Origin of the sequence: Nocardioides sp. 1609, assembly GCF_004522105.1 — a bacterium.
Lineage (GTDB): Bacteria > Actinomycetota > Actinomycetes > Propionibacteriales > Nocardioidaceae > Nocardioides.
In genome coordinates this window covers 13,858-33,378 of sequence record NZ_SPUJ01000007.1, presented here as the reverse complement: position 1 = coordinate 33,378, position 19,521 = coordinate 13,858, and the positions used below count along the sequence as shown (strand labels likewise).

16 protein-coding genes are annotated in these 19,521 nt (G+C 73.2%); 9 read left to right on the top strand and 7 right to left on the bottom strand.

What is annotated here, in order from left to right:
• Positions 1 to 11 precede the first annotated feature (11 nt).
• Positions 12 to 968 (top strand): glutathione S-transferase C-terminal domain-containing protein, encoded by a 957-nt coding sequence (locus tag E4623_RS18820; protein ID WP_134768120.1) that lies wholly within the window; start codon positions 12 to 14, stop codon positions 966 to 968.
• A gap of 18 nt (positions 969 to 986) precedes the next feature.
• Positions 987 to 1,913, top strand: a complete 927-nt coding sequence (locus tag E4623_RS18815; RefSeq protein ID WP_134768119.1) for a cation diffusion facilitator family transporter — start codon at positions 987 to 989, stop codon at positions 1,911 to 1,913.
• An 18-nt stretch (positions 1,914 to 1,931) separates the two neighbouring features.
• Here the strand turns inward: E4623_RS18815 and E4623_RS18810 are convergent, their stop codons facing one another.
• Entirely contained in the window at positions 1,932 to 2,381 is a 450-nt protein-coding gene (locus E4623_RS18810) for an SRPBCC family protein (RefSeq protein ID WP_134768118.1), read from the bottom strand.
• 292 nt (positions 2,382 to 2,673) lie between these two features.
• Between E4623_RS18810 and pdhA the strand changes: the two genes are divergently transcribed.
• From pdhA to E4623_RS18795, 3 genes are read left to right on the top strand one after another with little or no spacing between them, the layout of a single operon-like run.
• Positions 2,674 to 3,858, top strand: a complete 1,185-nt coding sequence (pdhA, locus tag E4623_RS18805) for a pyruvate dehydrogenase (acetyl-transferring) E1 component subunit alpha (RefSeq protein WP_134768117.1) — start codon at positions 2,674 to 2,676, stop codon at positions 3,856 to 3,858.
• On the top strand, positions 3,855 to 4,859 hold the full coding sequence (locus tag E4623_RS18800; RefSeq protein WP_134768116.1) for an alpha-ketoacid dehydrogenase subunit beta: 1,005 nt from the start codon (positions 3,855 to 3,857) through the stop codon (positions 4,857 to 4,859). Before pdhA ends, E4623_RS18800 begins: the two co-directional genes overlap by 4 nt.
• 14 nt (positions 4,860 to 4,873) lie before the next feature.
• Complete coding sequence (locus tag E4623_RS18795; RefSeq protein ID WP_134768115.1) at positions 4,874 to 6,307, top strand: dihydrolipoamide acetyltransferase family protein; 1,434 nt, start codon at positions 4,874 to 4,876, stop codon at positions 6,305 to 6,307.
• Positions 6,308 to 6,359: 52 nt separating this feature from the next.
• On the opposite strand, the gene E4623_RS18790 is transcribed toward E4623_RS18795, so the two are convergent.
• Genes E4623_RS18790 through E4623_RS18780 form a run of 3 tightly spaced genes read right to left on the bottom strand, consistent with a single transcriptional unit; the run spans position 6,360 to position 11,834 of the window.
• Positions 6,360 to 6,860 carry a hypothetical protein gene (locus E4623_RS18790; protein ID WP_134768114.1) on the bottom strand — a complete coding sequence of 167 codons (501 nt, stop codon included), beginning with the start codon at positions 6,858 to 6,860 and terminating at the stop codon, positions 6,360 to 6,362.
• Positions 6,857 to 10,027, bottom strand: a complete 3,171-nt coding sequence (locus E4623_RS18785; protein WP_134768113.1) for a DUF4157 domain-containing protein — start codon at positions 10,025 to 10,027, stop codon at positions 6,857 to 6,859. The genes E4623_RS18790 and E4623_RS18785 overlap by 4 nt, the downstream gene beginning before the upstream one ends.
• Entirely contained in the window at positions 10,020 to 11,834 is a 1,815-nt protein-coding gene (locus E4623_RS18780; RefSeq protein WP_134768112.1) for an ATP-binding protein, read from the bottom strand. Before E4623_RS18780 ends, E4623_RS18785 begins: the two co-directional genes overlap by 8 nt.
• Before the next feature lie 160 nt (positions 11,835 to 11,994).
• Here E4623_RS18780 and E4623_RS18775 point away from each other — a divergent pair, with 160 nt between their 5' ends.
• From E4623_RS18775 to E4623_RS18765, 3 genes are all read left to right on the top strand, one after another.
• Positions 11,995 to 13,518 carry a serine/threonine-protein kinase gene (locus E4623_RS18775; protein ID WP_134768111.1) on the top strand — a complete coding sequence of 508 codons (1,524 nt, stop codon included), beginning with the start codon at positions 11,995 to 11,997 and terminating at the stop codon, positions 13,516 to 13,518.
• 107 nt (positions 13,519 to 13,625) lie between these two features.
• Positions 13,626 to 14,621: an NAD-dependent epimerase/dehydratase family protein gene (locus E4623_RS18770; protein WP_134768110.1), complete on the top strand. Its 996-nt coding sequence runs from the start codon at positions 13,626 to 13,628 to the stop codon at positions 14,619 to 14,621.
• Between the two features lie 10 nt (positions 14,622 to 14,631).
• Positions 14,632 to 15,006, top strand: coding sequence for a hypothetical protein (locus E4623_RS18765; RefSeq protein WP_245155171.1), 375 nt, complete (start codon positions 14,632 to 14,634; stop codon positions 15,004 to 15,006).
• A gap of 180 nt (positions 15,007 to 15,186) precedes the next feature.
• Here the strand turns inward: E4623_RS18765 and E4623_RS18760 are convergent, their stop codons facing one another.
• Together E4623_RS18760 and E4623_RS18755 are read right to left on the bottom strand one after the other, a co-directional pair.
• Positions 15,187 to 16,704, bottom strand: coding sequence for a M1 family metallopeptidase (locus tag E4623_RS18760; protein ID WP_134768109.1), 1,518 nt, complete (start codon positions 16,702 to 16,704; stop codon positions 15,187 to 15,189).
• Positions 16,701 to 17,279 carry an RNA polymerase sigma factor gene (locus E4623_RS18755; RefSeq protein WP_209020768.1) on the bottom strand — a complete coding sequence of 193 codons (579 nt, stop codon included), beginning with the start codon at positions 17,277 to 17,279 and terminating at the stop codon, positions 16,701 to 16,703. The genes E4623_RS18760 and E4623_RS18755 overlap by 4 nt, the downstream gene beginning before the upstream one ends.
• A 41-nt stretch (positions 17,280 to 17,320) precedes the next feature.
• Between E4623_RS18755 and E4623_RS23045 the strand changes: the two genes are divergently transcribed.
• Positions 17,321 to 18,826: a serine/threonine-protein kinase gene (locus E4623_RS23045; protein ID WP_209020767.1), complete on the top strand. Its 1,506-nt coding sequence runs from the start codon at positions 17,321 to 17,323 to the stop codon at positions 18,824 to 18,826.
• Here the strand turns inward: E4623_RS23045 and E4623_RS18745 are convergent.
• A complete protein-coding gene (locus tag E4623_RS18745; RefSeq protein WP_134768108.1) occupies positions 18,814 to 19,488 on the bottom strand; it encodes a hypothetical protein in 675 nt (224 codons plus the stop codon). The genes E4623_RS23045 and E4623_RS18745 overlap by 13 nt on opposite strands.
• Positions 19,489 to 19,521 lie beyond the last annotated feature (33 nt).

Sequence of the window (19,521 nt, the reverse complement as noted above, 5' to 3'; positions counted from 1 at the left end):
AGATTGGGTCCATGGCTGACCAGGGGACCTACGTCGAGCAGGGCAAGGCTTTCGACCGGGACATGAACTACGTGCCGGACCGCATCACCCTCGGGGCCCGGCGTCCCGAGCACGGCCCGGTCGAGGGCGAGCTGTGGCCCGTCGAGCCCGGCCGCTACCGGCTGGTCGCCGCCAAGGCCTGCCCGTGGGCGAACCGCTCGATCATCGTGCGCAGCCTGCTCGGGCTCGAGGACGTCATCTCCCTCGGGCTGCCCGGCCCCACGCACGACGCACGGTCGTGGACCTTCGACCTCGACCCCGGCGGGCGCGACCCGGTGCTCGGCATCGAGCGGCTGCAGGAGGCCTACCTCAAGCGGTTCCCCGACTACCCCCGGGGCATCACCGTGCCGGCGATGGTCGAGGAGTCGACGGGCCTGCTCGTCACCAACGACTTCCCGTGGATCACCCACGACCTGTTCCACGAGTGGCGCGAGCACCACCGCGCCGACGCGCCGGACCTGTGGCCCGTCGACCTCCGCGAGGAGATGGAGGTCGTGATGAAGAGGGTCTTCACCGAGGTCAACAACGGCGTCTACCGCTGTGGCTTCGCCGGCTCGCAGGAGGCCTACGACGCCGCCTACGACCGGCTGTTCACCGCGCTCGACTGGCTCGAGGAGCGGCTCGGCACCCGGCGCTACCTCATGGGCGCCGCGATCACCGAGGCCGACGTCCGGCTGTTCACGACGCTGGCCCGCTTCGACCCCGTCTACCACGGCCACTTCAAGTGCAACCGCCAGAAGCTCACCGAGCTGCCGAACCTGTGGGGCTACGCGCGCGACCTGTTCCAGACGCCCGGCTTCGGCGACACGATCGACTTCGAGCAGATCAAGCAGCACTACTACGTCGTGCACCGCGACATCAACCCGTCCGGCATCGTCCCCGACGGTCCCGATCCCGCCGTCTGGCTGGAGCCGCACGGCCGGGGCTGACCCTCCTACGCTGGGGCCATGGGACACGGGCACGGGCACGGTCACGCGGCCGGGCGGGCGGCGGACCGCCGTCGCCTGCGCTGGGTGCTCGGCGTCACCGCCACGGTCCTCGTCGTCGAGGTCGTCGGCGCCCTGCTCACGGGGTCGCTCGCGCTGCTGGCCGACGCCGCGCACATGGCCACCGACGCGGGCGGCGTCCTGCTCGCGCTCGGGGCGTCGTACGTCGCCTCGCTGCCGGCCGGGCGGCGCTCGACGTTCGGCTACCACCGCGCCGAGGTGCTGGCCGCCCTGCTGAACGCGCTGGTGCTGCTGGGGGTCTGCGGCTACCTGGTGTGGGCAGGGGTGGGCCGGCTGTTCGACCCCGCGGACGTCGACGCCGGCGGGCTCGTGCTCTTCGCCGCCGTCGGTCTCGTGGCCAACGCGGTGTCGATGGCGATCCTCAACCGCAGCGACACCGACTCGCTCAACATGCGCGGCGCGCTCTACGAGGTGTTCGCCGACCTGCTCGGCTCGGTCCTCGCGGTGATCGCCGGCATCGTCATCTGGCTGACCGGCTGGCTCCAGGCCGACGCCGTCGCGTCGCTGGTGATCGCCGCGATGATCCTGCCGCGGTCGCTGGTCCTCGCGCGCGACGCCGCCGTCGTGCTGCTCGAGATCGCGCCCAACGGTCTCGACCTCGACGACGTCGGGCACCACCTGCGCCACGGCGCCGGCGTCGTCGACGTCCACGACCTGCACGCCTGGACGATCACCAGCGGCATCCCCAGCCTCTCGGCCCACGTGACCGTCACCGACGAGGCCCTCGCCGCCCGCGGGGTCGGCGCGATCCTCGACGAGCTCGGCGCCTGCGTGGCCGAGCACTTCGACGTCCGGCACGCGACCTTCCAGGTCGAGCCGGTCTCCCACGAGGCCCACGAGGACCTCGGCGAGCTGCACGGCTCCTGAGGGCCGCGCGGACGCGGCTCAGCCCGCGGCGTCAGCCTCGGCGGCCGCCTTCAGCTTGACCATGGTCTCGTCGAGCGCCTTCTGGGTGCGCGAGCCGAAGAGCGCCTTGAGCGCCGCGCGGGAGACGGGGTCGTAGTGCGCGAGGTCCCAGGTCTCCACGACCTGGGTGCCGCCGCCGTTGGTGGGGGTGAGCTCGTAGCGCCACCGGTGCTTGCCCTTGTGGCGCCACGCGATCAGCCGGTCGGGCTCGAACTCGACGACCTTGTTCTTGATCTTGTACTTGGCGCCGTTCTTCATGTCCATGCCGAACTCCGAGCCCAGCTCGAGCCGCTCCGGCCCGGACACCGTGGCGCGCACGGTGCCGGAGCCGTCGATCCGGGTGTGCTGGCGCGGATCGCTGAGGATCGCGAACACCACGGACGGCGGGGCGGCGATCGTCGTACCGGCGGACCTGCTCTTCGAACCCATGCCGCCAGCCTAGGGACGTCGGCTGCGACGGTCCTCACCCGCCCAGGCCAGCCGGGTCGACGCCGCCGGCGCCCGCGCACCCCGTCGCGGCGGGCGGTGGCCTGGACCAGGGCGCCCGGGGTGGCGGCGTGATTTGGCGGGGCCGACCACGACGACGGTAGGTTCTCCTCGTCCGGACTGTGTCCCGGGTCACAGCCGCGCCACCCCTGCGGACCGACCCGTAGGCACGCCGGCGAAGCCCAGGCACCCGGCGACGGAGACCCCGTCCGCCGGGCGACGAGAAGGAGCAGCCATGAACGCACCCCCCGACGCGAGCAGCACCGCGAACGGCCCCGGCTTCGGCCCCGATCTGGTGGAGGTCTTCGGGCCCAGCCAGGGTGCCGGAGGTCCGGAGCTGGTCCAGCTCCTGACCCCGGAGGGCGAGCGGGTCCACCACCCGGAGTTCGACATGGACTTCTCCGCCGAGCAGCTGCGCGGGTTCTACCGCGACATGGTGCTCACCCGGCGCATCGACACCGAGGCCACGGCCCTGCAGCGCCACGGCGAGCTCGGCATCTGGGCCCAGCTCCTCGGCCAGGAGGCCGCGCAGATCGGCGCCGGTCGGGCCCTCCGTCCGCAGGACTACGTCTTCCCGACCTACCGCGAGCACGGTGTCGCGTGGTGCCGCGGGCTCGACCCGCTGAAGCTCCTCGGGCTCTTCCGCGGCGTCGACCACGGCGGCTGGGACGCCGCCGAGGTCAACTTCGGCCAGTACACGATCGTCATCGGCGCCCAGACGCTGCACGCCACCGGCTACGCGATGGGCATCCAGCGCGACGGCGACGTCGGCACCGGCGACGCCGAGCGCGACGCGGCGGTCGTGGCCCACTTCGGCGACGGAGCCAGCAGCCAGGGCGACGTCAACGAGGCGTTCATCTTCGCCGCCTCCTACAACGCCCCGGTGGTGTTCTTCTGCCAGAACAACCAGTGGGCGATCTCCGAGCCGATCGAGCGCCAGACCCGGATCCCGCTCTACCAGCGCGCGCTGGGCTTCGGCTTCCCCGGCGTCCGCGTCGACGGCAACGACGTCCTCGCGACGTACGCCGTCACGCAGGCCGCGCTGCAGCGGGCCCGCGACGGCCAGGGCCCCACGCTGGTCGAGGCCTACACCTACCGGATGGGCGCGCACACCACGACCGACGACCCCACCCGCTACCGCCTCTCCGACGACGTCGAGAGCTGGAAGCTCAAGGACCCGATCGCCCGGGTCGAGGTCTACCTGCGCCGCAACGGCCTGGTCGACGACACGTTCATGGCCGAGATCGCCGCCGAGGCCGACGACCTGGGCCACACGCTGCGCGAGGGCTGCAAGGCGATGCCCGACCCGCTGCCGTCGGCCATCTTCGAGCACGTCTACGCCGAGGAGACCGAGGAGCTGCGCGTCCAGCGCGAGGGCTTCGCGGCCTACCAGGCCTCGTTCGAGGGAGCACGCGCATGAGCACCTCCACCGGAACCCAGAAGATCACCCTCGCCAAGGGCCTCAACATGGGCCTGCGCAAGGCGATGGAGGACGACCCGAAGGTCCTGCTCATGGGCGAGGACGTCGGCAAGCTGGGCGGTGTCTTCCGCATCACCGACGGCCTGCAGAAGGACTTCGGCGAGGACCGCGTCATCGACAGCCCGCTGGCGGAGTCCGGCATCGTCGGCACCGCGGTCGGCATGGCGATGCGCGGCTACCGGCCCGTCGTGGAGATCCAGTTCGACGGCTTCGTCTACCCGGCCTACGACCAGATCGTCTGCCAGGTCGCGAAGATCCACTACCGGAGCAAGGGCCGCACCAAGATGCCCATCGTCATCCGGATCCCGTTCGGCGGCGGCATCGGCGCGGTCGAGCACCACAGCGAGTCGCCCGAGGCGCAGTTCGCGCACACGCCGGGACTCAAGGTCGTCGCCTGCTCCAACCCCGTCGACGGCTACTGGATGATCCAGCAGGCCATCGCGTGCGACGACCCGGTGATCTTCCTGGAGCCGAAGCGGCAGTACCACGCCGACAAGGCCGAGCTCGACGACACCGAGACCCTCGCCGACGTCGCGCCGCTGTTCACCTCCCGCGTCGTGCGCCGCGGCACCGACGCCACGCTGCTCGCCTACGGGCCGACGGTGAAGACCGCGATGAAGGCCGCCGAGGCCGCCGCCACCGAGGGACGCTCGCTCGAGGTCATCGACCTGCGCACGCTCTCGCCGCTCGACATGGCGCCGGTCCACGAGTCCGTGCGCCGCACCGGCCGGGCCGTCGTGGTCCACGAGGCGCACGTGAACCTCGGCCTGGGCTCCGAGCTCGCCGCCCGGATCACCGAGGAGTGCTTCTACTCCCTCGAGGCTCCGGTGCTCCGCGTCGGCGGGTTCGACACGCCCTACCCGGCGTCGCGGATCGAGGAGGACTTCCTCCCCGACCTCGACCGGGTGCTCGACGCCGTCGACCGCTCCCTCGACTTCTAGGCCAGGAGACCGCCATGCCCGAGTACCTCCTGCCCGACGTCGGCGAAGGCCTCACCGAGGCCGAGATCGTGACCTGGAAGGTCAAGGTCGGCGACGTCATCGCCATCAACGACATCGTCGTCGAGATCGAGACCGCCAAGTCGCTCGTCGAGCTGCCGTCGCCGTACGCCGGCGAGGTGACCGCCCTGCTCGTGCCCGAGGGCGAGATGGTCGCCGTCGGGACCCCGATCATCCGCATCGGGGAGCCCGCCGCCGAGGACCCGACCTTGCCCGACGCCCCGCCGCCGGGGCCCGGCGACATGGTCATCGACCTGTCCAACCCCGCCGCCAGCGGCGGCGGCGAGGGCGAGAGCCTCGTCGGTCGCAACAAGGCCGACCGCGGACCGATCCGTCGGGCGCGCAAGGTCGCCAGCGGCTCGCTGGCCACCCACATCCAGACCCAGGCCTCCTTCGAGACCGGGCTCGCCTCGCCGCTGGTCGAGGCGGCCGACCTCGAGGACGCCGTCCCGGCCCGCGCGGCCGAGGTGGCCCAGCCCGCCGAGGTCCGGGTGCTGGCCAAGCCGCCGGTCCGCAAGCTCGCCAAGGACCTCGGCGTCGACCTCACCACCTGTGCGACGTCCGGGCCGAACGGCACCGTGACCCGCGGCGACGTCGAGGACGCCGCCGGCGGGGCGACCTACCGGGGCGCCGTCGACCCGGGTCCGAGCGCGGTGATGTCGACGACCGTCGCGGCCGGCGCCCGGGAGACCCGCGAGCCGGTCAAGGGCGTGCGCAAGATGATGGCCGGCGCGATGACGCAGTCGGCGTTCACCGCGCCGCACGTCACCGAGTGGGTCACCGTCGACGCCACCGCGACCGTCGAGCTCGTGGCCCGGCTCAAGCAGCGCCGCGAGCTGCGCGAGGTGCGGGTCAGCCCGCTCCTGGTGCTGGCGAAGGCGGTGCTGCTGGCGGTGCGCCGGACGCCGGAGGTCAACTCCTTCTGGGACGAGGCGGCCCAGGAGGTCGTCCTCAAGCACTACGTCAACCTCGGCATCGCCGCGGCGACCCCTCGCGGGCTCGTCGTCCCGAACGTCAAGGACGCCGACCGGCTCTCGCTCCTCGAGCTCGCCGGGGCGCTCGGCGAGGTCACCGCGACCGCCCGCGACGGGAAGACCCAGCCGGCCGACATGGCCGGTGGCACCTTCACGATCACCAACGTCGGGGTGTTCGGCGTCGACGCCGGCACGCCGATCATCAACCCCGGCGAGTCGGCGATCCTCTGCTTCGGCGCCATCCGCAAGCAGCCGTGGGTGGTGACGCGGGACGGCGTCGACGAGATCGCCGTCCGGCACGTCACGACGTTGGCGCTGAGCTTCGACCACCGCCACATCGACGGCGAGAAGGGCTCGCGCTTCCTCGCCGACGTCGCCGGCATCCTGGAGGACCCGGCGTCGGCCCTGTTGTTCTGAGGTCCCGGCCGTGCCGGCCGGCGTCCCGCGCGGGGCGCCGGCCGGCACCGGCTCAGGTGGTCAGCGAGTCGGTGGCCTCGATTTCGCGGACGATGTCGGCGACCGGCACGTGCCCGAGCAGCACGCCGGCTAGGCCGGTGGCGTAGCGGTCCATCAGCCCGATGTTGGCCGCCGAGAGGTCACGGACGATCGTCTCGAGGAAGTCCGGGTCCTGGGTCAGGGCGGGCGGCAGCGTGCCCAGCTCGTAGCCCGAGCGCACCCGCACCTCCCCGGTGTCGCGGTCGAGCTCGAACGTCCCGGCGACCAGGCCGTGGTTCACCCGGTCGACGAACTCCGACATCCGGGCCAGCGCCTCGGCGTCCTCGGCCGGCACGTCGAAGGGCGAGTAGGAGTAGAGGCAGAACACCAGTCCGTCGTCGTCGGTGATCGCGACCGCCGTCCACGAGCTGTCGCTGCCGGTGACGTCGATGGTGTAGCCGAGCCCGTCGGAGCTCTCGACCGCCGCCCAGCCCTGGTAGACCCGGCCGGCCGCCGCGTGGATCGCCCCGGTCACTTCTTGGCCTTCTTCGCGTGCTCTTCCTCGGCCCGCCGGATGCGGTTGGCGACCTCGCCCTCGATGAAGGTGAGCTTGGCCTTGACGACCGGGTCGTTCTGCCGGCTGGCGTCGAACTCGCCGAAGTACGCCGCGAGCTCGGGCGTGGTCATGGTGGTGATCTTCTTGACCCAGGCGTTCTCGAGCGCGACCGGCCCGGAGATGCCGGCGTCCGGGCCCTTGGCCCGGGCGGCCGCCACCTCGGCGCGCTGCTTGCGGTCCGCGGAGGTGCGGGGCAGCTCGGCCTCGGTCAGCGTGGTGCCCTTGTCCTTGGCCTTGTCGGCCATGCCGGTGCGCACCTTGTCGAGCGACTTCTCGTTGTCCTTGGCGCCGCGCATGGCGTAGTAGAGCACCGAGCCGGTGCCGCGGTCGGACTTGTCGTGGTGGCCCTCGGCGTTCTTCGAGGCCACCACCTGACGGGCGTCGTCGAAGTTGTCCTCGACGCCCTTCTTGACCGACTTGATGCCGTCGCTGATCTTCTGCAGGATGCCGCGCTCGTCGGCCGGCGTGCCCGCCGGGGCGTCGGAGACCCCGAGGGTGTCGGTGACGGTCTTGACGGCCGCGTTGACCTTCTCGGTCACCGTCTTCGGGTCGCCGGTGGCCTCCAGGCCCTTGAGCACCTGGTCGGTGAGCTCGTCGAAGTCCATGGACCCGATCTCGGCGGCCGTGATGCCGTACTCGAGCAGGGTCGCGCGGGCGTAGGGCAGCCCGTCCTGGGCGGCCAGCACGAGCTGCCGGACGCCGGAGCCGATGTCGTGCTTGAGCACGTCGCGGGAGGCGCCCTCCTTGTGCTCGACGTTGAAGCCCTTGAGCGCGGTCGAGGACTGGGACTCGCTGACGGTGTCGTAGATCCCGTGGCCGACGCTGTGCAGGACGTCGACCAGGCTCATGGTCAGCTTGGCGGCCGCCGGGATGCCGAAGCCTCCGGCGGAGGCCACCTCGGCGATGTTGAGCCCGAGCATCGTGGCGTGCTTGGCCATCTTGAACGTCGACATCTCGATCATCTGGGCCGTGCGCGAGTTGATCCGGTCCATCGCCGCGGCGAGCGGTGCGTTCTTGCCCAGCAGCGCCTCCTCGACGGCCGCGACGCCGGCGAAGTGCCGCTCGAACGTCGGGATCGCGTCGAGCGCGGTGTGGATGAGGCCCAGGCTCGAGGTGATGATCCCGACGATCGGCAGGGCCGACCCGACCTGGTCCAGGACGGGGCTGCCGGTGTCGAACGCCTTGAGGCCCTTCTCCATCGTCGCCAGCGTCGTCTTGGTGACCTGGGCCGCGCTCATCAGCACGGCGACGCCGTCCTTGGTGACGGTGACCTTGGCGCCGCGGTCGGCGGTGCCCTTCCTCATCGAGTCGATGGTGGCGGTCAGCGTCATGACCTTGCCGACCATGTCGAGCACGTCGCCGACGCCGGTGGTGCTGCCGTCCATCAGGTCGCCGACGCTGCCGGCGCCCTCGGCGGTCATCGTGCCGGCGTCCTCGAGCCCGAACTCGGTGATCTTGCTGGCGCCCTTGCCGACGGGGTTGGAGACCTTCTTGATCGTGTCGACGGTGGCGCGCTCGTCGACCAGCACCGGGCCGGAGGCGTCGGTCCGGGTCGACTCCTCGGCGGCCGCACGGAGGCGCGCCTCCATCTCCCCGCCCGGCGTGACGCCGGTGGCGCCGGCGACGGCCTTCTCGCCGGCCGCCGTCGCCTTGTCGGCGAGCGCCTTGCCGCCGTCGCCGGACGCCGCGTTGGCGCGGGCCGCGAGCCGGTCCTGCTCGCGCTGCTTCTTGACCTGCTCGTGCGCCTCCTTGCCGGTCATCGGCACGGTGCTGGCCGCGCGCACCTTCTCGGCCTCCGCCTCGCGGCGGACCCGGGCGTCCTGGGCGGCCTGGTTGGCCCGCGTGAGGGCCTTGTCGAACTCGTCGAAGCGCAGCGGCCGGTAGGCGCGCACCTCCTTGGGTGCCTCGTCCCAGACCTTGGCGCCCTCGACCTCGGCGGCCTGCTCGATCGGCGCCATGTCGGCGACGTCCTTGGTGAAGCCGTCCGTGAGCTTGTCGAAGACGCGGGTGCGCGCCTCCATCTCCGCGGTGAGGCAGGACTCGACCTGCACCCAGAACTCGACCAGCTGGTCGGGCGGCAGCGTGGAGACCGGGCCGGCCTCCATCGCGGCCTTCATGGTCGCCGCGACGGCGGCGTTCTCCTTGTTCTGCACCTTCGCGCCCGCCTGGGCCACCTGGGCGGTGGCGGTGTTCGCGGCCCGCTCGCCCTTGATGCCGGCCTTCTTCTGCTTCTCCGCGGCGGCCTTCTCGTCCTTGGCCTTCTTCTCCTCGGCCTTCTTCTGCTTGTCGGCGGCGGCCTTGTCGTCCTTGGCCTTCTTGTCCGCGGCCTTCTTGGCCGCCTTCGCCTCGTCGGCCTTCTTCTTGTCGTCGGCCTTCTTCTTCGCGGCGGCGTCCTTCTTGGCCTGCTCGGCCTCCTTCGCCTTGCGAACAGCCTCCTCCTTGACGGCCTTCGCCGCGGCCGCACCGGTCAGCCCGGGAGTCGCGCCGGCGGTGGCGGTGTTCTTGCGGCGCAGCGCGGCGCCACCGCCCTGCATCACGTGGCCGAGCTCGTGAGCCAGGACCTTCTGGCCGCGCGCGGACGACGGGTCGTAGGCGCCGTCGGCGAAGAAGATGTCGTTGCCGGTGGTGAAGGCCTCGGCCGAGATCGTGCGGGAGATCCTCCCCGCCGACGCGCCACGGTGGATGCGGACCTTGCCGAGGTCGGCGCCGAACGCGGCCTCCATGGTGCTGCGCACCGGTGCCTCGAGCGACTCGCCACCCCCGACGGAGCTCTCGATCTCGCTCTGCGTGCCCGCGTCGAGGTCGCCGCCCTCGTAGCCGATCGTCGCCGGGCCCGGCTGGGGCGCGTGGCTGCGGGCGATGCCGCAGGCCGCGGTGTGCACGTGCGGCTCCGCGGCCTGCCGGTCGAGCGGCTGCTGGTCGGCCAGCCAGCCGAGCGCCTCCGCGGCCCGCTGGTCGGCGTCGCGCTCGGCGTGGTCGTCGGCCGCGCCGACGCTCATCACCCGGCGGACCGGCTCGGCGGCCGTCGGTGCCACCCGTTCGAGCGTCTGGTGGTCGGCCTTGGCGGGCGCGTCGTGGTCAGGCATCGAAGTCCTCCGGGTTGAGCATGCGGCCGAGCTTCTTGTACTCGCCGGCGAGCGCCGCGAGCAGGTGGTCCATGGTGACGGGGGTGCCCTCGTCGGCGGCGCGGAACGCCGCCGAGACGACGACGTTGCGGATGATGCCGCCGGCGACCTCGAAGCGCCGGGCCAGCCGGTCGACGTCCAGCTCGCCCAGCGGGATGTCGCCGTCGGCGAGGTGGTGGGCCCAGATGGCGCGCCGCTCGTCGACGGCGGGCAGGGTGAACGAGACGACCTCGTGGATGCGGCGCAGGAACGCGTCGTCGATGTTCTTCGGCAGGTTGGTCGCCAGGACGACGACGCCGTCGTAGCTCTCGAGCCGCTGCAGCAGGTAGGAGACCTCGAGGTTGGCGTAGCGGTCGCGGCCGTCCTTGACCTCGGACCGCTTGCCGAACAGCGAGTCGGCCTCGTCGAAGAACAGCACCGCGCTGCCGGCGGACGCGGCGGAGAACAGCTTCTCGAGGTTCTGCTCGGTCTCGCCGATGTACTTGCTCACCACCGACGACAGGTCGACGCGGTAGAGGTCGAGGCCGAGCGTGTGCGCCACGACCTCGGCGGCCAGCGACTTGCCGGTGCCGGAGGGTCCGGTGAAGAGGGAGATGATGCCGCGGCCCGACGACGACGTGACGCCCCAGTCGTCGTAGACCGTGCCGGCCTGGCGGAACCGCGCGACGACGGTGCGCAGCTGGTCGACCCGGGGTTCGCTGAGGATGAGGTCGTCCCACGTCTTGCGGGGTCGGATGCGACGGGCCAGCCGGCCCATCGGCCCGGCCAGCAGTCGACGGACCGCCAGGTCGAGGTCGCCGCCCACGGCGGGCAGCGCGGAGCCGACCTGCTCGAGCTGGTGGGCGGTGAGGCGGTGGGTGCGCGGGGCGTCGGGCCCGAAGACGCTGCGCCACTCCTCCTCGGTGACGACGTCGTCGGAGGCGCGCAGCTCGACGCGCGGGCGCTCGGGCAGCTCGGCGAGCGGGATGTCGTCGGTGCTGGAGAGCGCCCAGGCCAGGTGGGTGGCGCGGTCGATCCACTGCCGGCCGGCGGGCGGGAGGTCGTCGCCGACCTCGACCACGACGCCGCTGCCGGTGATCGTCGCCTCGCGGACGACGGCGGCCCAGCCGTCGGGGCTCGTCGGTGCCGGGGTGACGAGGTAGACGTCGGCGCCCCGCTGCTGCGTGACCAGGGCGCGGCGGCGCACCGGGTCGGGCCCGGCCACGAGCACCAGCCCGTCCTCGACGGCCGTGGACGCCGGGCCGCCCGGCGGACCCTCCATCATCCAGGCGCCGACCGGCAGGTCGGGGTCGGGCGACTGGTCGCCGCCGATGGCCCAGACGACGCTGGGCGCGAGCACGATCTCGGTCGTCGACCACGGCCCCTGGTGCTCGAGCAGCCCGACGAGCGCGGCCCGGCGCAGCGCGGAGGACGGCCCGGTCGCGGCCACGCAGGCGCCGACCCCGCCGAGGAGGCGGGCGGCGGCCCCGAGGGTCAGCCGGCCCGGCCGGCCGCTGCCGGTGAGGGTCGCGAGCCGGGCGGTCCGGGCCAGGTCGGTCTCGCAGGCGATCAGGAGGGCGAGCAGCTCGCGCGCGGCGCCGTCGGCGTGCGCGTTGGCGCAGAGCGCGACGAACCCGTCGGCGGTGGGGTCGGCGGCGAGGTCCTCGCGGGCGTGCGCGAGTGAGGTCGCCGCGGCGTCGTCCTGGTCGCCGAGGGCCCAGTCGAGCGCGGCGTCGGCGAAGCGCAGGAAGGCAACCGGTGCGCTCGTCGCGTCCGTCGCCGTCGTCACGGTGGGCCTTCCTGCCGGTGACCGCGCGCTGTCACGCGCCTGGGTGAGCCTCGATGGTGACACCACCTGCGGACCGCAGGACGGCGATTGGGCAAACTGGCCCCTGTCCGAGCGGGAGGACCGGCGACTGCCGCCGCCCCGAGCGGGTAGAGAGGCTGTCATGACCACGTCGACCGGTTCCCCCGAGAAGGGCTCCCAGCTGGGCCCGTTCCGGCTCGGACGACGCCTCGGGGTCGGCGGGATGGGCATCGTCTTCCTGGCCCTCGACACCCAGCTGAACCGCCAGGTCGCGCTCAAGGTGATTACGCCGCGGATCGGCGACGACGAGGGCTTCCGGGCCCGGTTCACCCGGGAGGCGCAGGCGCAGGCCTCGCTCGACTCCCCGCACGTCGTGCAGGTCTACTCCTTCGGCGAGGCCGACGGACGGCTGTACATCGCCTCCCAGCTGATCCCGGACGGCGACCTCGGCCAGATGCTCGCGCGGCACGGCCGCCCGCCCGCGCGGATCGCGGTCAACCTGATCTCCCAGGTGGCCGACGGGCTCGCCGACGCGCACGCCGCCGGCCTGATCCACCGCGACATCAAGCCCGCGAACGTGCTGCTCCGCAACCGCGACAACGCCCTGACCGCCTACCTCGGCGACTTCGGCATCGCCCGGCAGGTCGGCGCCGCGACGCAGCTCACGCAGGTCGGCGGCACGGTCGGCACGCCGACCTACATGGCGCCCGAGCTGCACACCGGCTCCGAGGCCGGGCCGGCCTCCGACGTCTACTCCCTCGGGTGCCTGCTGTGGGCGACGCTGAGCGGGCGGGCGCCCTACAGCGGCGCCACCGACTACCAGATCGTGATGGCCCACCTCGAGGACGACGTCCCGCAGCTCGCGCCGACCGGCCCGCTCGCCGCCGAGGTCAACCGGGTGCTGCGGCGGGCGCTGGCCAAGCAGCCGGGCGACCGCTACCCGTCCGCGACCGCCATGCGCGACGACCTGCGCCGGGTCGTCCGCCTCCCCGACGACGCGACGCCGGTGCGGCCGCACGACGACACCGAGCGCGCGTCGGAGCTCACGACGCCCCGGCCGGGGCAGCCGTGGCACTTCGCACCGCCCCAGCTCCCGACGCCCACGCCCACCCCCGCACCGGGAGCACGGACGACGGCGCCGCCCGCGCCGCCGTTCCGCACGCCGTCGCCGGCGCCGCCGACGTTCAGCGCCGCGACCGGTGGCCCGCCGTCGCGGCCGGGTCCGTCGGGACCGAGCCCCCGCAGGCGCACCTGGGTCGCGGTCGCGGTCCTCGCCGTCGTCCTCGGGGTGGGCGGGGTGGTCACCACGGTGCTGCTCGTGGACGGCGGCGACGGTGGCGGCGCGACGACCGACCCGACGGCGGGCCCGGCCTCGTCCACCGCGACCGACGGCGGTGGGGGCAGCGAGGAGGAGCGGGCGATCGCCAACCTCACCGCGGCCTTCCTCGAGGACCCGAGCGCCGGCGCCGACCCGGCGAGCAGCGCCTGCATCGCCCGCAACCTCGTCGAGCAGGAGGGGGTCGACGGGCTGCAGCAGCTCGGCATCCTCGACGACGACCTCCAGTTCCTCGCCGACGCCGACGACCCCGCCATCGCCGGACCGATCCTCCAGGCCGGGCTGAGCTGCATCGGCGACCTCCTCAGCACCTCACCCCCGACCCCCTGAGCCGCGACGCTCGCCGGACGGCGTCGTCGGACGGCGTCGTCGGTGGCGCGGTGCTGCTCAGGGCGGAATCCCTTGCCCCGGACGCCGGGAGCAGATGAGGTGGGGCCATGCGACTCCTGGTGCTCGGCGGCACGGTGTTCCTGTCGGAGGCGGTCGCGGCGGAGGCGGTCCGCCGCGGGCACGAGGTGGTCTGCGCCTGTCGCGGCACCTCGGGACCGGTGCCGGAGGGCGCGACGCTGGTGCGCTGGGACCGCGGCGCCGGCGACCCGGCCCCGGGTGACGCCGTCGGCCGCGTCGACGCGGTGGTCGACGTCGCCCGGCACCCGTCGTGGGTCCGCGCCGCCCTGTCGGCGTGGACCGACGCGCACTGGGTCTTCGTCTCGACCGTCAACGTCTACGCCGACACCGCCACCCCCGGCGGCCGACCCGGCACGCTGCCGCTGGTCGACGCGCTCCACTCCGAGGAGGGCGTCACCGCCGGCGACCCCGACGTCTACGGCGCGCTGAAGGTCGGCTGCGAGGAGGCGGTGACGGCGAGCGCGGCGTCCTCGACCATCGTCCGGCCGGGACTGATCTGCGGGCCGGGCGACCCGACGTCCCGCTTCGGCTACTGGCCCGAGCGGCTCGTAGAGGCCGCCGACGGCTCGGCGGTCCTGGCCGGCGGGAGCCCGGACGACGTCGTCCAGGTCATCGACGTGCGCGACCTGGCCGCCTGGCTCGTCACCGCGGCCGAGCGGCGCACCGCCGGGGCGTACGACGGCGTCGGCCCCGCGACGCCGATCGGCGACCTGCTCGCCCGGGTGGCGGAGGGCGTGGGGTCGGACGCCGCCCTCACCTGGGTGCCGAGCGACGTGCTCGCCCGGCACGGTGTCGAGCCGTGGTCGGGCGAGCGCGGGCTGCCGCTGTGGCTGCCGCGTCCGGAGCACGACGGGATGCTCGCCCACGACGCACGACCCTCGCTCGACGCCGGCCTGACGGTCAGGCCGGTCGCGGAGACGGCGCGCGACACGCTCGCGTGGCTGCGGGCGCACCCGGACGCGCCGCGCACGGGGTTGTCCCGGGACCACGAGAGGGAGGTACTCAGGGCGTGGAGCGCGACGTAGCCTCCGTTGCGTGAGGCCTCCACACCAGAACGTGGCGACCGTGCTGGTCGACCCCGCGATGCTGCGCGAGCTCGAGCTCGACCTGATGCCGCTCGACCTGTGGGTGTGGCCGGTCGCGACCGCGCCGATCTGCGCCGACGGCCCCCGGCAGGCCTTCCAGATCCGGCGCCGGATGGTGGAGGCCAGGCGTGGCGCCTGGGACGACGCGCGCTCCTGGACGCCGGTGTGGATCTCCTTCGGCGACAGCTGGTACCACGGCGACGACCCGCTGCCGTGGGCCGCGCACGCCGCGCTCTGGGCCAAGCTCGCCGAGCACGCCACCCACGTCCGCTACCGCCTCGGTCTCGGCGGGGTGCCGCGGCTGGTGCTCCCGAACGAGGCCTGACCCCCCACCGGGGTCGATGCCGGCGTCCGACCGCCCCGCGCGCGCAATTGCCGGACTTGGCTCGGTTCCGGTCGGGAGAAGTGAGCCAGCGTCGGCAATTGCGCGGCTGGGGCCACCACCCGCCGGCCACCACCCGCCGGCCACCGGCCGCCGACCGGCCGCCCGACGACCCGGAGCGCGTCAGGGGAGCTCGGGGCTCGTCTCGCCGAGCAGCCACGCGTCCCAGAGGGCGTCGAGGTCCTCGCCGGTCTGCTCCTCGAGGTAGGCCAGGAGCGTCTCGCGGTCGGTGCTGCGGTTGTCCTGGGACTGCGGCCAGCCCTTCACGGCCGCGAGGAAGACCTCGTCGCCGACCTGCTTGCGGAGCGCGTGCCAGAAGAAGGCGCCGCTGAAGTAGACGTTGGAGCTGCCGAAGGCGGCGGGGTCGTAGTCGGCGGGCGGGCCGGACTGGGCGCGGTAGTCGGACTCGTAGCTCGCGTAGCCCTCGAGGTAGGCGTCGAGCGGGACGTCGGACTGCTCCGCCTCCCACACCAGCTGGAGGTACATCGCCATGCCCTCGTTCATCCACACGTCTCGCCAGTCGTCGGGCGTGACCTGGTCGCCGTACCACTGGTGGGCGAACTCGTGCACAACCGTGTTCTCGGCCATCGAGTACTCCGTGTCGCCCAGGGTGATCATGGTCTGGGTCTCCATGCCGCTCTCGGAGTCGACGACGAGGATCCCGGCGGTGTCGAACGGGTACGGGCCGAGGTAGGTCTCGAGCCAGGCCATCGCCTCGGGGGAGTAGCGCAGCCCGCTGCCGGGCTCCATGTCCCGCGGCGTCCAGTAGGTGATCGGGACGTCGTTCGGGCCGACGTCGGTGGTCTCGACGTAGTCGCCGAACGCCAGCGTCACCAGGTACGCCGCCGCCGGCTCGGCCAGGTGGAACGCCGTCGTGTGGGTGCCGCCATCGCCGCCGGTGACCTCGTCGGAGACCTTCGCGCCGTTCGCGATGCCCGTCCACGGGTCGGGCACGTGCAGGGTGAAGTCGTAGAGGGCCTTGTCGGCGGGCTGGTCGTTGACGGCGTACCAGGTGTAGGCGCCGAAGGGCTCCTGCATGGTCCAGGTCTGGTGCTCGGCGTCGATCGTGAAGCCTGTGGTGGCCAGGTCCGAGCGCTCGGTCGGGGCCGGGACCGGAGCGGGGGTGCCGGCGTACTCGATGACGAGCTCGTACCGGCCGTCCTCCTCGACGGGCGCCATGACGACGAGGTCCTTGCCGCGGTGCTCGTGGTCGACCTCGGCCCCGTCGAGCGACAGCGAGTTGATCTCGAGCGGCTCGGCGAAGTCGAGCTGGAACTGCTCGGCGGTGCCGGTGGAGCGGAAGGTGAGCGTCTCGGTGCCGGTGAGGGTGTCGGTCTCGGGGTCCCACGTGAGGTCGAGGTCGTAGTGCAGGGCGTCGACCGACGGGTCGCCGACCTCGGGGTAGTAGGAGTCCTCGGCCGGCTCGCTGAGCCCGAGGTCGAGGTCGCCCTGGGGAGCGGGGTCCGTCGGGTCCTCGCCGGAGGGCGACGACGGTGACGACCCTGACGACGGGGACGCCGACGGTGACGCGGTCGGCTCGGACGACGACGCGACCTTGCCGGCGGAGCCGCACCCGGCGGCGACGAGCGCCAACGAGACCAGGGTGGTGCCGACCAGGGCCCGCCGTGGCAGCGGGGTCACGCCTCGCCCCGCAGCAGCGGGCGGGCGAGCTTGCGGCCGTGGTGGATCTGCGCCTTCACGGTGCCGAGCGGGACGCCGAGCAGCGTGGCGATCTCGTCGTAGGCCATGCCGTAGACGTCGCGCAGCAGCAGCGGCTCGACGTACTGCGGGTGGTCGCGCTCGATCGTCTCCATCGCCTCGAGCAGGTCGAGCCGGGTGCCGGCGATGACGCTGGTGGTGCGCGGGTCGGGCTTCTCGCCGACGACGTTGTGCTCCTGCGGGTCGGTCGCGACGGCCTGGTTCTTCATCCGCCGGTACGTCGTGCGGGCCGAGTTGACGGCGACGACGTGGGTCCAGGTGGTGAACCGGCCGCGGCCGCCCCAGGAGCCGATCTTGGTGGCGATGTTGAGCAGCGCCTCCTGGCAGGCGTCCTCGGCGTCGGGGGTGAAGGGGAGCACCCCGCGGCAGACGTTGAGCGTGCGCGGCCGGATGGCGGCGAGCACGAGCTCGAGGGCCTCCCGGTCGCCGTCCTGGGCGCGGTGGGCGAGCTCGTCGATCTCGTCGGGTGTCGCGACGTCTCCACTGATGGCGGTCATGCCGATGCTCCTTCCCCTGTGGCGTCGAACATAATGCAGGGGTGTCGAGTCTCGGTCCGAGCCACCTGGGTCGCTACGCGGTCCGGCGGCGGATCGGCAGCGGCGGGTTCGCGACCGTCTGGCTCGCCTACGACGAGCAGCTCGACGCCCCCGTGGCCGTCAAGGTGCTCGCCGACAACTGGTCCGAGCAGCACGAGGTCCGCACCCGGTTCGTCGAGGAGGGCCGCTACCTGCGGCGCGTGGAGTCCCCGCACGTCGTCCCGGTCTACGACGCGGGCGCGCTCGACGACGGCCGGCCCTACCTCGTGATGGCCTACGCCGACCAGGGCACCCTCGCCGACCGGCTCGCGGCGGGCCGGGTGACGGTGCCGCAGGCGCTCGAGGTGGTCAGCCAGGTCGGCGCCGGGCTGCAGGCGCTGCACGACCGCGGCATCCTGCACCGCGACGTGAAGCCGGCCAACGTGCTGTTCCGGACCATCGAGGGGCACCACGGCTCGGGCGAGGTGCGGGCGATGGTCGGCGACCTCGGCCTCGGCAAGGCGCTCGACGTCTCCTCGCGGCTGACGATGATCGCCGGCACGCCGGCCTACGTCGCGCCCGAGCAGGCGCAGGGCGAGACGCCCGACGCGCGCGCCGACCAGTTCAGCCTCGGCGTGCTCACCTTCCTCCTCCTCAGCGGCCGGCTCCCGTGGAACCACGGCAGCCTGTCCTCGGCCGCGGCCCCCACCGACCCGCTGCCGCTCTCCACGCCGGGCCGCGAGCTCCCCGAGGGCGTCGAGGCCGTCGTCCGCCGCGCGCTCGCGCACGACCGCGAGTACCGCTGGCCCTCGGTCGCGGCGTACGTCGCCGAGGTGACCGCCGCCCTCGACGGGTGGGACTCCCCGGACGGCGGCGTCCGCGCCCTGCCCGTCGACCCGGCCCTCACGCAGCCCGGCGAGCGCCCCTCGCCGCTGTCGAGCACCGGCCCGCTGCCCGACCCGGTGCCGCCGAGGCGGAGGAGCCGCGTCGGCCGGAGCCTCGCGATCGCGGCCGCCGTCGTCGTCGCGCTCGGCGCCGGCGCGGCCGCCGGCTACTACGGCCAACGGGCCGGTGACTCCGAGCCGGAGCCCGCGGCGGCGACCGTCGAGGACGAGTCCGGCCAGCTGGAGGTGACCGTGCCCCCGGGCTGGGACGCCCAGTCGGGTGCACCCTGGACGCCGCCGAACGCGACCGACACCGAGTACGCCGCGCTGTCGGTCGGCACGTCGGCGTCCTGGACGACCGACGGCGAGGGGATCTTCCTCGGTCTGCTCCCGGGCACCGAGCTGCCCGACGAGGTGCCGGGACACCAGCAGTGCTCGTCGGCGGGCGACCCGCAGCGCGACGAGCTCGGCCCGGCGCCGCCGTCGGTGACGGTGTTCTACGCCGGGTGCAGCGGCGGCGCCGCCGTGATCGTCGAGCGCGTGGTGCGGGTCAACGACGGTCAGCTGCTGTGGGTCCAGCTGCGGAGCAGCGACCGGGGCTCCGCCGTCCGGGTGCTCGACGCGGTGCGGACCTACGGCCTCTGAATCGTGGTGATGTTCGCGTCGACGAGCGAGACCAGGTCCTCGATGCCGCTCAGGTCGCGCTCGCGGCCGTAGACCGCGATGGCGGCGAAGGCGTTGCCATCGGGGTCGGGGATGAACAGCTCCATGCTGATGCGTCGGTACCCGTCCTCGACGAAGGTCACGGTGAACCCGGAGTCGTCCTGCGCGGAGAACTCGACGTCGTGCAGGTTGCCCTGGGCGTTCGCCGACCGGAGCTGCGCCTGGCGGATCGAGATGGCACGGTCCATCGACTCCTTGTCGCCGGCGATGATGTCCAGGCGCATCCCGAAGGACATCGTGTCGTTGCCGGCCTTGGTGAAGGTCCACCGCGACACCCCGTTGAAGGAGTCGTCCCACTCCTTCGGGATCGGCACCGACACCGAGTACTTCGAGGGCTGGCCCTTCGCGTTGAGCGCGGTCAGCCGGACCTGCTCCAGCGGGATGCCGGGCACGAGCGGCTTGTCGTCCGGGTCCGGCTCGTAGAGCTGGACCGGGAGCCGGGGGTGGTCGGCCTGGACCGGGACCGGGTCGGCGAACGTGCTGCGGCCCGGCGACGACGGCTCGTCGCGGCTCCCGACGGCGTAGCCGCCCGCGCCGCCGACGACGAGCGCCAGCAGCACGGCACCCGAGACCCACCACCTCACGGTCGAGACCCTATCCCGGTCCGTTAGCGTCCT